Here is a 13,350-nt window from a genome sequence, read left to right as displayed (position 1 = left end):
CAGGGCGTCAACCGCACCAGTTTGGCTTGCTTTCGATGCCATAGCGCCAGCGCTTCAGGTACCCCCGGGCCATCAGGCTTTGGGCGACATCACGTCCATTAACCGAAAGGTCCACCAGTTCGCGACCGTAACGGTCAAAGCCGTGAGAGCGCCGGATGGTGACACCGCCCCCTTGAGTCAGCGCGCGCACTGCCCTGCGCGCCTCATCCGCCAGCTGACGCTCGCGATTGCAGCGGGCCCGCGAGAGACTCCCTTCCGGTGCATCCACGCCATGCAACCGGAACCGCGCGCCATTGATTTCACCGCTGTCACCGTCAACCCAGCTTACGTACACACGATCAGAACCGGAACGCGCGCTCGTCATGGGCCTTTCAGGCGCCGGTTGGTCCCACAACGGACGATCGGTGTGCATGACCGAGACCGTACCCGCCAGAATGGCGAGGCAAAACAGGGCCGCCAGTTTCTGCCGACTCAGGATGCGGAACCGGGGCCGCCAGCCAAGGCGGTAGCGCGTTATGGTCCGCCGGTGGCGCCGCGTGGCGGCAGCCCGGCTGAATTCGATGACATTGTCTTTGCGGCCCATCCGCACCGGCCTCCGGAAATCTGGCCGGAAGAGTCTCAGAAGAGACTTCAGATGTGGTTTTTTGAAATGATCGAATTTTGAAGATTCGTGTCGGGGTCGCTTAATGCTGAATAGCGGCCTTCTCCCTTTTGCCTGGCGGGTCTATATGCCCCCGATGACCCGTGCGCTCACAATCCTCGGCATTGAATCCTCCTGCGACGAGACGGCTGCGGCCGTGCTGCGCCTCGAGGACGGGCGCGCGACGCTGCTGGCGGACGTGATCCACACGCAACTGGAGGAACACGCCCCCTATCAGGGCGTCGTGCCGGAGATTGCTGCACGGGCGCATGCCGAGATTGCCGACAGGACGGTCGCCGCCGCCATGAAGCAGGCCGGGCTTTCCTATGCTGGCCTCGACGGCGTCGCCGCCACGTCCGGCCCCGGCCTGATCGGCGGCGTGCTGGTCGGCATGATGACCGGCAAGGCCATCGCGCAGGCGGCCGGCAAGCCCTTCATCGCGGTCAACCATCTGGAAGGCCACGCGCTCAGCCCCCGGCTCGGCAATGACTGCCCCTTCCCTTACCTCCTGCTGCTGGTGTCCGGCGGGCATTGCCAGTTCCTCGAGGTGCGCGGGCTGGGCGACTATCGCCGGCTCGGCACCACCATCGACGATGCCGTGGGCGAGGCCTTCGACAAGACGGCCAAGGTGCTCGGCCTCGGCTTCCCCGGTGGCCCGGCCGTTGAGCGGCTGGCCAGGGAGGGCGATCCGAAGGCGTTCAGTTTTCCCCGCCCGCTGATGAACCGGCCCGGCCTGGACATGAGTTTTGCCGGCCTCAAGACCGCCGTGTCGCGCGCCGCCGCCGAAGCGCCATTGACCGACACGCGCCTCGCAAACCTCTGCGCCAGTTTCCAGGCAGCCGTCTGCGACGTGCTGGCCGGCAGGGCGCGCCGGGCACTCGAGGGGTTTGATCCGGGTGAGGGGGAAGAGATCCGCTTCGTCGTGGCCGGGGGTGTTGCCTCCAACCAGGCTGTTCGCACGGCGCTCGAAGCGGAAGCGGCGGCATTCGGCGGGCGGCTTGTCGCGCCGCCCTTGCGGCACTGTACGGACAATGCCGCGATGATCGCCCTCGTCGGAGCCGAGCGACTGGCCGCTGGCGGGATCGAGGGGATCGGGGACCTTGGCGCCGGGGCGAGACCCCGGTGGCCGCTGGATGAAGCGTCAGCGACGCGTGATCCGGCTTATGCCACGGGGCGCCGGGGCGCCAAGGCCTGATCGGTCGTCACTACACCGCAAATTCGGCGAGGGCGAACGTGGCTGCGATGAGCGCTACGGAAAACGGGATGGCAGCGATCAGGGCAAAAAACGATTGGCGTGTTTCAGTTTTCGAGAGGGTCATTTGAGGGCTCTTGGTCACATCTTCTGGAAGGCACCATAGTCTTCCATGACCCTCATATAGCAGGTCCTGAATAATAATCAATGAACGATTTCAATATTATTCAGAGTTTAGATTTTGTCATCGATCCGGTATGCAGGCCCCGCATGAAAGGGCAGCCAGCAGGATATCCAGCACGCCGCTCAATTCCCGCTGCAGCTTGGGCAGGGACAGGGCCGAGAACAGCTGCGGGAACCGGAATTTCATCAGGGCAGCCTGCATGAATTCAGCAGTTTCCTCGGGCCGGTCGAGCGGGCGGAACTCGCCTGTCTGTACGCCATCGTTCAGTATTTGCACCAGGTACACGCGTTCCTGCGCCATCTGTTCGTTGAAGTAGAGCGGGCGTTCCGTCTTTAGGACATTGGCGACTTCAAGGATCTTGGCATCTTCCTCTATCGCGGTGAATGTCCGCTCGAGGCTCATTTCGAAGAACTCCCTCAGGCGCGCCGAGGCCGTTGTTTTCTTTCGCGCAATCGCCGCGTAGTCTTCAAAGACCTTGGCGTTGAACTTGCGCGCCATGGCTTCGGCGATGTCGATCTTGGAGGCGAAGAACCGATAGATGTTGCCGGCCGACATATTACAGTCGCGGGCAATCTCGGACATCGTGGTCTTGCCGTAGCCATAGTGATGGATGCGTTCCATCGCGGCATCCAGGATCTGGCGGCGGGTATCTGTGGTGTCATTCATGCGCAAACCTTACTACTAATTCCTGAAGGATCAATGATTTATTCATTGTGCATTTTCACGTTCCGGCGAGCGAGTAGGCAGTGCGCGAGGCTTGTGCCATAGCCTGTTTAGCACGAACCTGCCCCGGAAGGACCACCCATGCCACTCTACAGCCTGCATTGCCTCGACAAGGAAGACGGCGGCGCCGCGTTGCGCGCCCAGACCCGCCCGGCCCACCTCGCATGGGCCGCCGGCCTCGGCAGCACGGTGCGCATGGCCGGCCCCCTGATCAGCGCCGACGGTGCCATGGTCGGCTCGCTCTTCATTGTCGAAGCAGACAGCCTTGAAGACGTCCGCGCCCTTTCCGCCAGGGACCCGTACAACCAGGCCGGTGTCTTCGGCCGCGTCGACATCCATGAGACCCGCTGGTCGATCGGCGATGGGAAGCCGGCATGAACCAGTTCGTCCTCGGTAACCTGAACTATTCCAGCTGGTCGATCCGCCCGCTGCTCGTCGCCCGTCATGTCGGCCTGCCGGTGGAAGAGGTGATAATCCCGCTCGATTTCCCGGAAACCTCCGCGAAACTGCAGGAGATCAGCCCGACAGCGCGTGTGCCGCTGCTGATCTGGAATGGCGAGACGATCTGGGAAAGCCTCGCCATCACCGAATGGATCGCCGAATGGGCCGGGCCCGGCGCGGTCTGGCCGGAAGACCCCACGGCCCGCTCCGTCGCCCGCGCTGCTGCCTGCGAAATGCATGCGGGCTTTGCCGCGCTGCGCGCTGCCTGCCCGATGGACATCCGCGCGCGCCACGCAGCCCCTGACATGACGCCGGCGCTCGCCGCCGACATCGCCCGCATCGACTCACTGTGGACCGGCCTGCGCGACCGGTTCGGCAAGAGCGGGCCTTTCCTGTTCGGAAAATGGAGCGCGGCCGATGCCTTCTACGCCCCGGTCGTTACCCGCTTCCGCACCTATTCCCTCCCCCTCAGCGCCCCCGCACAGGCCTATGCCGACGCCGTCCTCGCAGACCCCGTCTTCCTGAAACTGGAGGCAGAGGCCGCCGCCGAACCGTGGTGGATCCGCTACGGCCCCGACGGGCGTTCAAGCGGCTATCTCAAGCCGGAAGGCTGAACAGGTCATAGCCCAGATCGTGCCGGAACAGGGCTCTGGCCTGCTGGCGGTAAAGGTCCAGCGCCTCGCCGGAGAACAGGTCTGACAGCGCGGTCTTGCGGTTCTGCAGCACGTTCGGTTCGGCGTCCGGATCGACATGCTTGGCCATTTCGGCCTTCGTGCCCGCCGCCAGTGCCGCGTCGATCGCCGCCGGCGTGAGGGCCAGTGACCATTGCCTGGCCACCGCCTCCAGGATAGCGCGGGCATCGCGCAGGGTGTCTTCGTAATGCACCGTCAGGACCATGTCCTTCGCGTCGGCCTTGATCTCGCCCCAGCGGTTCCAGAACCGGGCCAGCCAGTAAATGTCACAGCGATAGGCCTTGCCGGCCGGATCGCCCTTCAGATAGGTCAGCCAGTCGACCTGGATGTCATATTCCCATTTGGCATGGTGGCTCGCGAGAATGGCCATCGGGTGGCGCACCGCCAGCACATAGGGCGGCAGGCCCGCCAGCTCGCGCGCCCATGACCAGTCGGCCAGGCGGTGCGGAATGGTATGGCTGAATGCCAGGCGCGGCAGTTGCGGGAAAGTCGCCTTGTCCTTCGGCCAGCCGATATAGGGCCGCACCGCGTTCTCCGAAAAATATTTCGGCCGTTCGATCCCGTAGGATTCTGCCAGCGCGACCGCCAGCATGTATTTCAGCCAGTGCGTACCGGAATTCTTCGAGGTCACCAGCATGCCATCAAACGCACGGTGCCGCAGCACGGAGTAATTGTGCCAGTTGTCGGCGCGCACGCGCGACCGGTATGCAGCGGGGGGAAGCTGGGCCATCCGCGTGGCCCTAATGCCGGTTCGGGCGAAGCGCAAGGCACCGGATCTGGCAGGCAGCTGGCCTCACGTCTTCAGCCCCGCCCGATCACGATACACCTGCAGCAGCGAGAGCTGGTCGCGCGTCGGCACGCCCTCGGCTTCGGACACAGCGACAAGCATGCTGTCCAGGTCGATGATCTCCTTCGAACCGAGATTGCGGTCTGACAGGATCAGCTGGCTGAGGCTGCGCATCGTCTGCTCCGGCAGCGGCGCGTGATTGGTAACCCAGGCCGCGTGCGCGGTCAGCTCATTCGCGTCGCTGGGCGAGAAGCCGAAATGCCGCATGATCTCCTCATCGATCGCATCGCTCTGCTTTTGCGTCAGCGGGCCACCGCGCGCCCGCGCGACTTCCATCATCATGATGGCCGCCGCTTCGCGCGGGTCCTCGATCCGGGTCAGGCCGTTGCGCCCGGCCTTGTAGCGGAAAGCCAGCTTGTGCGGCAGGTTCGCCGCCGCGCGCGCCATGTCGGCGGCCGCGCGCGCCCGGTCGCGCGCCATGCGCAGCCGCCACGACCAGAGGCCGGTCGCCGCGACGATGATCAGGATGCCAAGCAGGTACTGCATGGAAAAAGTGTAGCGCGCCCCAAAGGGACGCGCCACATCAATCGCGCCGGCTGGGAGACTTACTGCTCGTCATCCGGTGTGTCGGCGTTGGCGTGGGCCTGTGCCAGCACATAGGCACGGATGGCCTCGGCGTCGTCCGGTGTCACATAGTCTGAAAAGGACACCATGCCGTTTGCCGAAAGGTTGCCGTCGATCACGACCCCGCGCCAGGCTTCGGCATTGCCGGTGATCGCCGACCAGCGGAGGTCAGGCAGCACGCCGGAGCTTTTCGCCAGCGCGCCGTGGCAGACCATGCAATTGCGCGAAAAGAGGACCGCTCCCGAGGCGAGCAGGGTCTCGTCGCCAAAGGCATCGGCCTTGGGGGTGCGCTCGATGGCCGGGAAATCGGCATCCGCGATCAGGCCGTTTCCGCCGACCTTGAACGTCACCACTTTTCCGACCGTCGACGGCACGGTCTCGTCATAGGCGTAACCGGCGACCAGCGCGAAGGCACTGCCCCAGCCGGTCGTGATGGTGACGTATTGCTCGCCGTCAATCATGTATGTGCCAGGACCGGCCGCCGCGCCCGACTTGACGTTCTGGCTCCACAGCTTCTCGCCGGTGAGGGCGTTATAGGCGACAAAGTCACCGCTCAGCTTGCCCTGGAAGACCAGGTTGCCGGCCGTTGCCAGCACGCCGCCATTCCAGGCATTCTCATGCTCGACCGTCCAGCGCGGCTCGCGCGCCACCGGGTCCCAGGCAATCAGGCGTCCCTTCAGGGTCGAGCGCAGGAACTTGGCAACATCGGGCGGCGCGATCGGCGGGATACCCGACGAGAAATCGGCGCCGGTATTCCAGCCAGTGGCCTTCGAGGCAAAGCGTGGGTCCTCGACATAGGCTTGCGGGATTTCCTGGGCCGGGATGTAGGCAAGGCCCGTATCGGGGCTGAAGGCCATCGGTTGCCAATTGTGTGCACCGAGCGGGCCGGGCAGCTGCTGGTGAGGCACCTTGCCATAACGGGCCGCCGCAACCTCGATCGGCCGGCCGGCCTCGTCGAGCCCGGTCGCCCAGTTCATCGGGCCAAAGGCATCGCCGGACAGGAACTCGCCTGTGGCCGCATCCAGCACATAGAAGAAGCCGTTCTTCGGCGCCTGCATGGCGACGCGGCGGGGGGCGCCATCTTCACCCACCGGCAGGTCAGCCAGGATGATTGATTGTGTCGCGGTATAATCCCAGTTGTCGCCGGGCGTCGTCTGGAAGTGCCACTTGTAGGCACCGGTATTCGCATCGACCGCCACGATCGATGACAGGAACAGGTTGTCGCCGCCGGACGGGTCGCGGAACGTGCGGTTCCAGGGCGAGCCATTGCCGACACCGAAAATGATCTGGTCGTTGACGTCGTCATAGACGATGGAATCCCAGACCGTGCCGCCGCCGCCATCCGTCACCCAGGCACCCTCGTCGCCCCACGTCACGTTCCCGACCGACTCGAAAGCCGAGTCGGAGATTTCATGGTCGGGCTGCTTCTTCGGGTTGGGCACGGTGTAGAAGCGCCAGAGCTTCTTGCCGGTATCGGCATCATAGGCGGTCAGGTAGCCGCGCACGCCGAACTCGGCCCCGCCATTGCCGATCAGGACCTTGCCATTCACCACGCGCGGTGCGCCGGTGATCGTATAGGGCTTGGCCTGGTCAACCGTGACCGTGCTCCAGATCCGCGCGCCGGTCTTGGCGTCCAGCGCTTCGAGCCGCCCGTCGATCACGCCGACAAAGACCTTGCCGCCATAGACCGCGACACCGCGGTTCACGACATCGCAGCAGGCGTTCACGCCCACGGCCCGGTTTGCGTCGGGGTCATAGGTCCAGATTTCTTCGCCGGTCTTTGCGTCGAGCGCGTAAACGACCGACCAGGCAGAGGTGACATACATCACGCCGTCGACAACGATCGGGGTGGCCTCAACGCCGCGATTTGTCGCCAGGTCGTAGGTCCAGGCCACGCCGAGGCGCGACACGTTTTCGGTGTTGACGCCGGTCAGGCTGGAATAGCGCTGCTCGTCATATGTCCCGCCATAGGTCAGCCATTCGGCGCCGCCGCTGGCCGTTGCAATGCGGGCCGTATCGACATCCGCGAAGGCGCGCGGCGCCGGCGGTTCATCAGCTTTTTCGGTCGGCTTGGGCGCGCAACCCGAGATGAGCGCCACGGCGCTGCCTGCGATGAGTAATGAACGCCAATAAGCCATGGCCGCTGTCTCCCCTTGGATGGTGGCGAGCGGTCAGAGGCCGCTTCTGTGATTGCGAAACATGCTAATACCTCAAACCCGTTTGTCGAGGCGTTTCCCAAGGTCAGCCGCCAATCACGCTGCCGGCGTTTTCTGTCGCCCCGCTGAGGGCGACAAGATCGGCCTGGGCTGCATCGATTGCTGCACGGATGGCGCTGGTCCATGCGGCCATGTCACCCGCCGCATCGGCCGATGCCGGGAAGGTGACCGACCGGGACGCATTCACCACGCCGCCCTCAAGGCGGTTGCCGCGTCGGACAAAGCCGGCCAGCGCATCCCTGGCACCGCTGCCTTGCGCGCCGTATCCCGGCACCAGGAAAGGCGCACCTGGCGCCAGCGCCCTCAACTCGCGGGCCTCGTCAGGGCCGGTGGCGCCTGCGACCAGCATCAGCGACGACCATCCCGACGGGCCCATGAGGCGTGCAATGGCAGGCGCCAGTGCCTGCACCACGCGCGCATAAAGCGGGGCACCGCCCATATCCTTCGCCTGGAAATCCGCTGAGCCCGGATTCGACGTCCGGGCGAGCACGATGACGCCCTTGCCGTTCGCTTCGGCCTCGCGCAGGAACGGCTCCAGCGTGTCGATCCCCATATAGGGGTTCACCGTCACGGCATCGCAGGCGAACGGCGCGTCCACGCCGAGATAGGCGCGGGCATAGCCTTCGGCTGTCGATCCGATATCGCCACGCTTGGCATCGGCGATCACCAGCAGGCCGGCTTCGCGCGCTGCGGCGCACACGTCCTGCAGGGCGCGCATGCCTTCGGGCCCGTGGCGCTCGAACAGGCCGACCTGCGGCTTGACGATTCCGGCCCGCCCCGCCGCTGCGGCGACCACCCCCCTGCCCCACCGGCTGATCCCATCCGGCGTATCGCCGCCGAACAGGTCCGGGATCCGCCCCGGATGAGGGTCGATGCCGACACACAAGGGCCCCAGCCGCCGGGCGGACCCGGTCATCCGGCTGGCAAAATCACTCATGGCTGCACCTGGCAGGCCACCTTGACGACCTGCAAGCGACGGCGGGCATTGTCCGATTGCGGGCCATAGGTGCTGACGGTAAACGCATCATGCGGTCCGTCGACCGGCAGGATATCGAGGCTGGTCAGGAAGGCTTCCACCGAAGACGGGGCGGCCGTGTAGATGCGACCGCGCCGCGGGCTCTCCGCGACGATCACGCCACGCACGCCGCCATCCTTGTCAAACACCGGCCCGCCGGAAATGCCGCCCAGCGAGCCGTCCAGCCCGCGCGTGCGGCCGATCTCGGCCCAGGCCAGGATCGGTTCGGTGCCGTCGCGGCGTCCGCGCGTGATCAGCTTGGAACGTGACATCAGGCGTGTTGCCACTTCGCCCGGCCGGCCCTGCGGGTACCCGACATGGTAGCCTTCAGCGCCGATCTTCAGCGGCGAAACCAGGTCCAGCTTCACCGGGCTGGGGCTGCGCCCGGTCGAGATCAGGGCGAGATCGTGATCCGGATCGACGCGCACCCGGTCGACCGGCACATACTGGCCCGGTGCCACGAGGAGGCCGACATTGCGGCAGCCATCGACAACGTGGCGTGCGGTGATCCAGTCGCCCTTGTCATTGATGGCAAAAGCGGTGCCGATGCCGTCTTTCGGCGCGTCGACCTGGACCAGGACCTGTTCGTCGAGAATGGACGGCGGCGGCAGGGTGGGGCCGTCGGATTCCAGCAGTGTCGGCGGCGGTTCCGGCGCGTCGGCGTCCTTGTCATTCGCAAAGAGTGTGCCGACGAGAACAGCGAAGACGAGTACATAGACGACCCAGTCGAACGATCTCATATGAGGCGCAGCTCCTGTTACCTAGAACCTCTGCAGCGCGGGGTCCCATAACCCGGCTGCAAGAATGATTGCCGAAGAAAGCTTCGCTGCGATAAGCACAATGGCCGCTCCGGCCTGATCGTCTTCGATCCGTTGTGGAATATCACGCAGCACCACGTCTACCAGCCTGTAAACAATCAATTGAAGTAGAAGCGCAATGACGCCCCAGATCAACAGATCAATCAGTGAAACACTCGATGCCAACGTCGATGCAATGGGAATCGCAAGTCCCGTGATCGCGCCCGCCAGGGCGAGGCCTGCCGAAGCATTCCCACCTTTGACGAGAGCGAGCTCTTTCCATGGCGTCAGCAGTACATAGATAGTGCTTGCAACGAGCAACATCACGCCTGCAGAGGTTGTCCACAACAGGAAGCGCGGAAATGCTTCCACGAAAGCGCCAATTTCACCGTCCATTGATCAACCCTATTTGCTGCAGGTCACACCCAAGGCCCTCCCGAGGCCGCATCTATCCCTAAACACAGCGCGCGCGCGCCTCAAGGAGACTTAATCATGCTGAGCGGAAAAACTGCACTCGTCACCGGATCCACCAGTGGCATTGGCCAGGCGATTGCAACCCGGTTTGCGCGCGAAGGGTGCAACGTCGTCCTCAACGGCTTTGGCGATGCCGGCGAAATCGAAGCCCAGCGCGCCGGCCTGGCCAAGGATCATGGCGTGAAAGTCGGCTATTCGGGCGCCGACCTGACCAAGCCCGAGGCGATCGCGGAGATGATGGACTATGTCGCCAGCGACTTTGGCGGCGCCGACATCCTGGTCAACAATGCCGGCGTCCAGTTCGTTGCCCCGATCGAGGACTTCCCCGTTGCCAAATGGGACCTGATCATCGCCCTGAACCTGACGGCCGCCTTCCATACCACGCGCCTGGCCCTGCCCGGCATGAAGGAAAAGCGCTGGGGCCGCATCCTGAACACCGGCAGCGCCCATGCCAAGGTCGCCTCGCCGTTCAAGTCTGCCTATGTCACCGCCAAGCACGGCCTCGCCGGCCTGACGAAGGTGACCGCGCTGGAAGGCGCCAAGCACGGCGTGCGGTGCAACCTGATCTGCCCGGGCTATGTCCATACACCACTGGTCGATGGCCAGATTGCCGATACTGCCAAGGCGCGTGGCCTGACGCGGGAACAGGTCATCGAGGACGTGATCCTCGAGGCGCAGCCGACCAAGGAATTCGTGACCGTCGAACAGATTGCGGGTTTTGCCGCATTCCTGTGCTCGCCGGACGCCGACCAGATCAATGGCGCGGAACTGTCGATCGATGGCGGCTGGACCGCCGAATAGGCCGCCGGCGCTACTCTTCCAGCACGTCAGCGAGGCACGCGGCGATCGTTTCGCTGGTGTCTTCATGGGTGAAGAAGGTCTTGAGGTTCCAGTCGCTGTCCATGAGATAGAGCAGGCTGGTATGGTCCATCGTGTAGCCGGCCGAACTGTTCGGATCGTCGACCCTGGAAAAGTCGGCCACGAAAGCCTCCGTTGCCGCACGGACCTGGTCCGGCGTGCCGGTCAGGCCGGTGAGATTCTCCGGGAACGCAGACGTCGTTATGTATTCGGCGAGTTTTTCGGGCGTGTCGCGCTCCGGATCGATGGAAATCAGCAGCGTTTGCGGCGGTGTCATGCCCTCGGGCAGCATCTTGTAGGCGCGCGCGACGGAGACCAGCGTCATCGGGCAGACATCCGGGCAATAGGTAAACCCGAAATAGATCAGGGCCGGATGTCCCTTGAACGTGTCTTGCGTGACCGCTTCGCCCTTTTCATTGACCAGCGAGATCGGCCCGCCGATTTCCGGATAGGCGCGGCTGAGGCAGCCCGACTGCATGCCGCCGGACGTGGCTTTCGGCGCGGTGGAGGCGGTGTCCGAAGGGGCGGGTGAGCAGGCGGTGGCGGCAAGGGCGCCGAACGCAGCGATGAGGGTGCGATAAGGGAGGGTCATGGCGCGGTTATGACGCCAACGCCGCGCTTGGCGCAAGCGTCACGCTGACGCATAAGCGGATCATGGATGATCTTACCGCCGATTCCCGTTCCGGGCTGGACGAAGCCCTGTTCATATTGGCACCGGAGGGGCTCGGCTCGGCGCAGTCGGCCCTCGGTCGCACGCGGCTGCGCACCTTCATCACGCTGCGCTGGCTGGCCGTTGCAGGCCAGACGGCAGCGGTCGTGTTCGTCACCATGGTGTTCGGCTTCCAGATGCAACTGGCGCTCTGCCTTGCAATCATCGCATCCTCGGCCTGGCTGAATGTCCTCCTGGCCTTTGCCTTCCAGAGCCAGCGCCTGACCCGGGGCTGGGAGGCGACATTGCAGCTGGCCTTCGACACCGTGCAGCTGGCGGCACTGATCGCCGCGACGGGCGGATTGTCGAACCCCTTCCTGCTCCTGCTGCTGGCGCCGGTCACGATTGCCGCGCTCAGCCTGCAGCCAGCACGGGCCACGCTGATCGCGGTGCTCGCCCTGGTCCTCGCGGCGCTGATGTCGGTCGCGTCGCTGCCCCTGCCCTGGATCGACACCAACCCGATCAGCCTGCCGCCGCTGTTCCAGTGGGGCCAGCTCACGGCGCTGGCGGTCGGCGTCGTGTTCTTCTCCCTGTCGGCAGTCAGGGTCAGCCAGGACGAGGCACGGCTGGTCCGGGCGCTGGATGCGGCAAGCGTCGTCATGGCCCGCGAGCAGAAGCTGTCGGCCCTCGGCGCCATGTCGGCCATGACAACTCACGAACTGGGCACGCCGCTGGCCACGATCCATCTCGTTTCGAAGGAATTGCTCGGGGAACTCTCCCCTGACGATCCGCACATGGAGGACGTGCGCCTCATCGCCGAACAGGCCGACAGGTGCCGCACCATCCTGGCCACGATCCGCGAAGCCCGCGAGGCGACCGACATGGTCCACGCGCTGATGCCGCTCGACGCGCTGGTCGAAGAGGCAGCGGCGCCTTTCAAGGGGCTCGGCGTGGACCTGACCGTCCGGGCCATTGCCGGCGAGCGCGGCGAAGCCAAGGCCCCGGTTCTCAATCGCAGCCCGGAAATCCTTCACGCGCTGGGCGCCTTCATCGAGAACGCGGTCAGTTTTGCCGCAAGCCGTGTCGACGCCGTGGCGAGCTGGACCGACGACCAGATCCTGATCACGATCTCCGATGACGGGCCCGGCTTTGCGGCGGAAGTCATGCCCAAGCTCGGCGAGCCCTATGTTTCGCAACGCAGCGAGGCCCAGCTGGGCGGCGGCGACATGGGGCTTGGCTTTTTCATCGCAAAAACCCTGATTGAACGCACTGGCGGACGAATCGCCACACGCAACCGCCCCTTGCCGAAAACCGGCGCCATCGTGCAGGCGCTGTGGCCGCGGGCAGCGCTGGAGGCTTCAATACTGTCGCAAGGCGTGCAAAAGCCCTATATTGAAACCGAGTAGCCAGAAGGAACGCGGCAATGGACCGCCCGATAACCGTAAACATGCATGACAGCCTCAAGGAGGTGGACGACCGGTCCTGCCTCGTGATGGATGATGATGGACCCTTCGTGCAGCGCCTGTCGCGCGCCCTGGCCCAGCGCGGATTCATCGTTTCGGCGGTATCCACCGTCAGCGAGGGCAAGGACATTGCCCGCCTGAACCCGCCGGCCTATGCCGTGCTGGACCTGCGCCTGGAAGACGGCAGCGGACTGGACGTCGTGGACGTGTTGCAGAAGCACCGGCCGGAGGCCCGCGCGGTTATCCTGACCGGATATGGCGCGATCGCAACGGCCGTCGCCGCCGTGAAGGCCGGCGCAGTCGACTATCTTTCCAAGCCGGCGGATGTCGATGACATCATCCGCGCCCTGACCGCCTCGAAAGACGAAAAGCCCGCACCACCGGAAAATCCGATGTCGGCAGACCGGGTCCGCTGGGAACACATCCAGCGCGTGTACGAGCTGTGCAACCACAATGTTTCGGAAACCGCACGGCGACTCAACATGCACCGGCGGACACTGCAGCGCATCCTGGCCAAGCGGGCACCACGCTAACGTGCCGCCCCACGGCCCGCGCGCAAAAACGTGACTGGGGCGTCACTTTATCTGTAACAAAT

The 13,350-nt window shown here is 64.7% G+C and carries 15 protein-coding genes; 6 read left to right on the top strand and 9 right to left on the bottom strand.

From position 1 onward, the window contains the following. Nucleotides 1-7 precede the first annotated feature (7 nt). On the bottom strand, nucleotides 8-583 hold the full coding sequence (locus HJO_RS18645; RefSeq protein ID WP_051618474.1) for a thermonuclease family protein: 576 nt from the start codon (nucleotides 581-583) through the stop codon (nucleotides 8-10). 145 nt (nucleotides 584-728) lie between these two features. Here HJO_RS18645 and tsaD point away from each other — a divergent pair, with 145 nt between their 5' ends. Further along, complete coding sequence (gene tsaD, locus HJO_RS09650) at nucleotides 729-1,835, top strand: tRNA (adenosine(37)-N6)-threonylcarbamoyltransferase complex transferase subunit TsaD (RefSeq protein WP_035616769.1); 1,107 nt, start codon at nucleotides 729-731, stop codon at nucleotides 1,833-1,835. A gap of 241 nt (nucleotides 1,836-2,076) precedes the next feature. Here tsaD and HJO_RS09645 read toward each other — a convergent pair whose 3' ends face one another. Next, entirely contained in the window at nucleotides 2,077-2,682 is a 606-nt protein-coding gene (locus HJO_RS09645; protein WP_035616520.1) for a TetR/AcrR family transcriptional regulator, read from the bottom strand. 138 nt (nucleotides 2,683-2,820) lie between these two features. On the opposite strand from HJO_RS09645, the gene HJO_RS09640 reads away from it, so the two are divergent. Continuing rightward, entirely contained in the window at nucleotides 2,821-3,117 is a 297-nt protein-coding gene (locus tag HJO_RS09640) for a YciI family protein (protein ID WP_035616519.1), read from the top strand. Continuing rightward, the gene (locus HJO_RS09635) at nucleotides 3,114-3,794 is read left to right on the top strand and encodes a glutathione S-transferase (RefSeq protein WP_035616518.1); all 681 of its coding nucleotides are present in this window, start codon (nucleotides 3,114-3,116) and stop codon (nucleotides 3,792-3,794) included. The genes HJO_RS09640 and HJO_RS09635 overlap by 4 nt, the downstream gene beginning before the upstream one ends. On the opposite strand, the gene HJO_RS09630 is transcribed toward HJO_RS09635, so the two are convergent. The 6 genes from HJO_RS09630 to HJO_RS09605 form a co-directional block, all read right to left on the bottom strand. Then, on the bottom strand, nucleotides 3,778-4,602 hold the full coding sequence (locus HJO_RS09630) for a hypothetical protein (protein ID WP_035616517.1): 825 nt from the start codon (nucleotides 4,600-4,602) through the stop codon (nucleotides 3,778-3,780). The two genes, HJO_RS09635 and HJO_RS09630, sit on opposite strands and share 17 nt — an antisense overlap. A 63-nt stretch (nucleotides 4,603-4,665) precedes the next feature. Then, nucleotides 4,666-5,205, bottom strand: coding sequence for a tellurite resistance TerB family protein (locus HJO_RS09625; protein WP_035616516.1), 540 nt, complete (start codon nucleotides 5,203-5,205; stop codon nucleotides 4,666-4,668). Between the two features lie 59 nt (nucleotides 5,206-5,264). After that, a complete protein-coding gene (locus HJO_RS09620; protein ID WP_035616515.1) occupies nucleotides 5,265-7,421 on the bottom strand; it encodes a PQQ-dependent dehydrogenase, methanol/ethanol family in 2,157 nt (718 codons plus the stop codon). 103 nt (nucleotides 7,422-7,524) lie between these two features. Then, the gene (gene pyrF / locus HJO_RS09615; protein ID WP_051618473.1) at nucleotides 7,525-8,436 is read right to left on the bottom strand and encodes an orotidine-5'-phosphate decarboxylase; all 912 of its coding nucleotides are present in this window, start codon (nucleotides 8,434-8,436) and stop codon (nucleotides 7,525-7,527) included. Next, nucleotides 8,433-9,254 carry a S1 family peptidase gene (locus HJO_RS09610; RefSeq protein WP_035616514.1) on the bottom strand — a complete coding sequence of 274 codons (822 nt, stop codon included), beginning with the start codon at nucleotides 9,252-9,254 and terminating at the stop codon, nucleotides 8,433-8,435. The genes pyrF and HJO_RS09610 overlap by 4 nt, the downstream gene beginning before the upstream one ends. 21 nt (nucleotides 9,255-9,275) lie before the next feature. Then, nucleotides 9,276-9,707, bottom strand: a complete 432-nt coding sequence (locus HJO_RS09605) for a DUF350 domain-containing protein (RefSeq protein ID WP_035616511.1) — start codon at nucleotides 9,705-9,707, stop codon at nucleotides 9,276-9,278. A 96-nt stretch (nucleotides 9,708-9,803) separates the two neighbouring features. Between HJO_RS09605 and HJO_RS09600 the strand changes: the two genes are divergently transcribed. Then, nucleotides 9,804-10,586, top strand: coding sequence for a 3-hydroxybutyrate dehydrogenase (locus HJO_RS09600; protein ID WP_277813163.1), 783 nt, complete (start codon nucleotides 9,804-9,806; stop codon nucleotides 10,584-10,586). Between the two features lie 10 nt (nucleotides 10,587-10,596). On the opposite strand, the gene HJO_RS09595 is transcribed toward HJO_RS09600, so the two are convergent. Beyond that, a complete protein-coding gene (locus HJO_RS09595) occupies nucleotides 10,597-11,235 on the bottom strand; it encodes an SCO family protein (protein WP_035616509.1) in 639 nt (212 codons plus the stop codon). A 62-nt stretch (nucleotides 11,236-11,297) separates the two neighbouring features. Here HJO_RS09595 and HJO_RS09590 point away from each other — a divergent pair, with 62 nt between their 5' ends. Both HJO_RS09590 and HJO_RS09585 read left to right on the top strand, forming a co-directional pair. Beyond that, the gene (locus HJO_RS09590) at nucleotides 11,298-12,698 is read left to right on the top strand and encodes an ActS/PrrB/RegB family redox-sensitive histidine kinase (RefSeq protein WP_035616508.1); all 1,401 of its coding nucleotides are present in this window, start codon (nucleotides 11,298-11,300) and stop codon (nucleotides 12,696-12,698) included. A gap of 17 nt (nucleotides 12,699-12,715) precedes the next feature. Beyond that, the gene (locus HJO_RS09585) at nucleotides 12,716-13,288 is read left to right on the top strand and encodes an ActR/PrrA/RegA family redox response regulator transcription factor (protein WP_241764712.1); all 573 of its coding nucleotides are present in this window, start codon (nucleotides 12,716-12,718) and stop codon (nucleotides 13,286-13,288) included. Nucleotides 13,289-13,350: the final 62 nt, after the last annotated feature.

This window comes from Hyphomonas johnsonii MHS-2, from assembly GCF_000685275.1.
Lineage (GTDB): Bacteria > Pseudomonadota > Alphaproteobacteria > Caulobacterales > Hyphomonadaceae > Hyphomonas > Hyphomonas johnsonii.
The sequence above is the reverse complement of the archived record's forward strand: the minus strand, read 5'-3'. Positions and strand labels throughout refer to the sequence as shown.

Coding starts and splice junctions, on each gene's coding strand:
- HJO_RS09625 (WP_035616516.1), bottom strand. CDS start 5,205: ATGCAGTACCTGCTTGGCATCCTGATCATCGTCGCGGCGACCGGCCTC.
- HJO_RS09595 (WP_035616509.1), bottom strand. CDS start 11,235: ATGACCCTCCCTTATCGCACCCTCATCGCTGCGTTCGGCGCCCTTGCC.
- HJO_RS09640 (WP_035616519.1), top strand. CDS start 2,821: ATGCCACTCTACAGCCTGCATTGCCTCGACAAGGAAGACGGCGGCGCC.
- tsaD (WP_035616769.1), top strand. CDS start 729: ATGCCCCCGATGACCCGTGCGCTCACAATCCTCGGCATTGAATCCTCC.
- HJO_RS09600 (WP_277813163.1), top strand. CDS start 9,804: ATGCTGAGCGGAAAAACTGCACTCGTCACCGGATCCACCAGTGGCATT.
- HJO_RS09605 (WP_035616511.1), bottom strand. CDS start 9,707: ATGGACGGTGAAATTGGCGCTTTCGTGGAAGCATTTCCGCGCTTCCTG.
- pyrF (WP_051618473.1), bottom strand. CDS start 8,436: ATGAGTGATTTTGCCAGCCGGATGACCGGGTCCGCCCGGCGGCTGGGG.
- HJO_RS09585 (WP_241764712.1), top strand. CDS start 12,716: ATGGACCGCCCGATAACCGTAAACATGCATGACAGCCTCAAGGAGGTG.
- HJO_RS09630 (WP_035616517.1), bottom strand. CDS start 4,602: ATGGCCCAGCTTCCCCCCGCTGCATACCGGTCGCGCGTGCGCGCCGAC.
- HJO_RS09635 (WP_035616518.1), top strand. CDS start 3,114: ATGAACCAGTTCGTCCTCGGTAACCTGAACTATTCCAGCTGGTCGATC.
- HJO_RS09610 (WP_035616514.1), bottom strand. CDS start 9,254: ATGAGATCGTTCGACTGGGTCGTCTATGTACTCGTCTTCGCTGTTCTC.
- HJO_RS09590 (WP_035616508.1), top strand. CDS start 11,298: ATGGATGATCTTACCGCCGATTCCCGTTCCGGGCTGGACGAAGCCCTG.
- HJO_RS09645 (WP_035616520.1), bottom strand. CDS start 2,682: ATGAATGACACCACAGATACCCGCCGCCAGATCCTGGATGCCGCGATG.
- HJO_RS18645 (WP_051618474.1), bottom strand. CDS start 583: ATGGGCCGCAAAGACAATGTCATCGAATTCAGCCGGGCTGCCGCCACG.
- HJO_RS09620 (WP_035616515.1), bottom strand. CDS start 7,421: ATGGCTTATTGGCGTTCATTACTCATCGCAGGCAGCGCCGTGGCGCTC.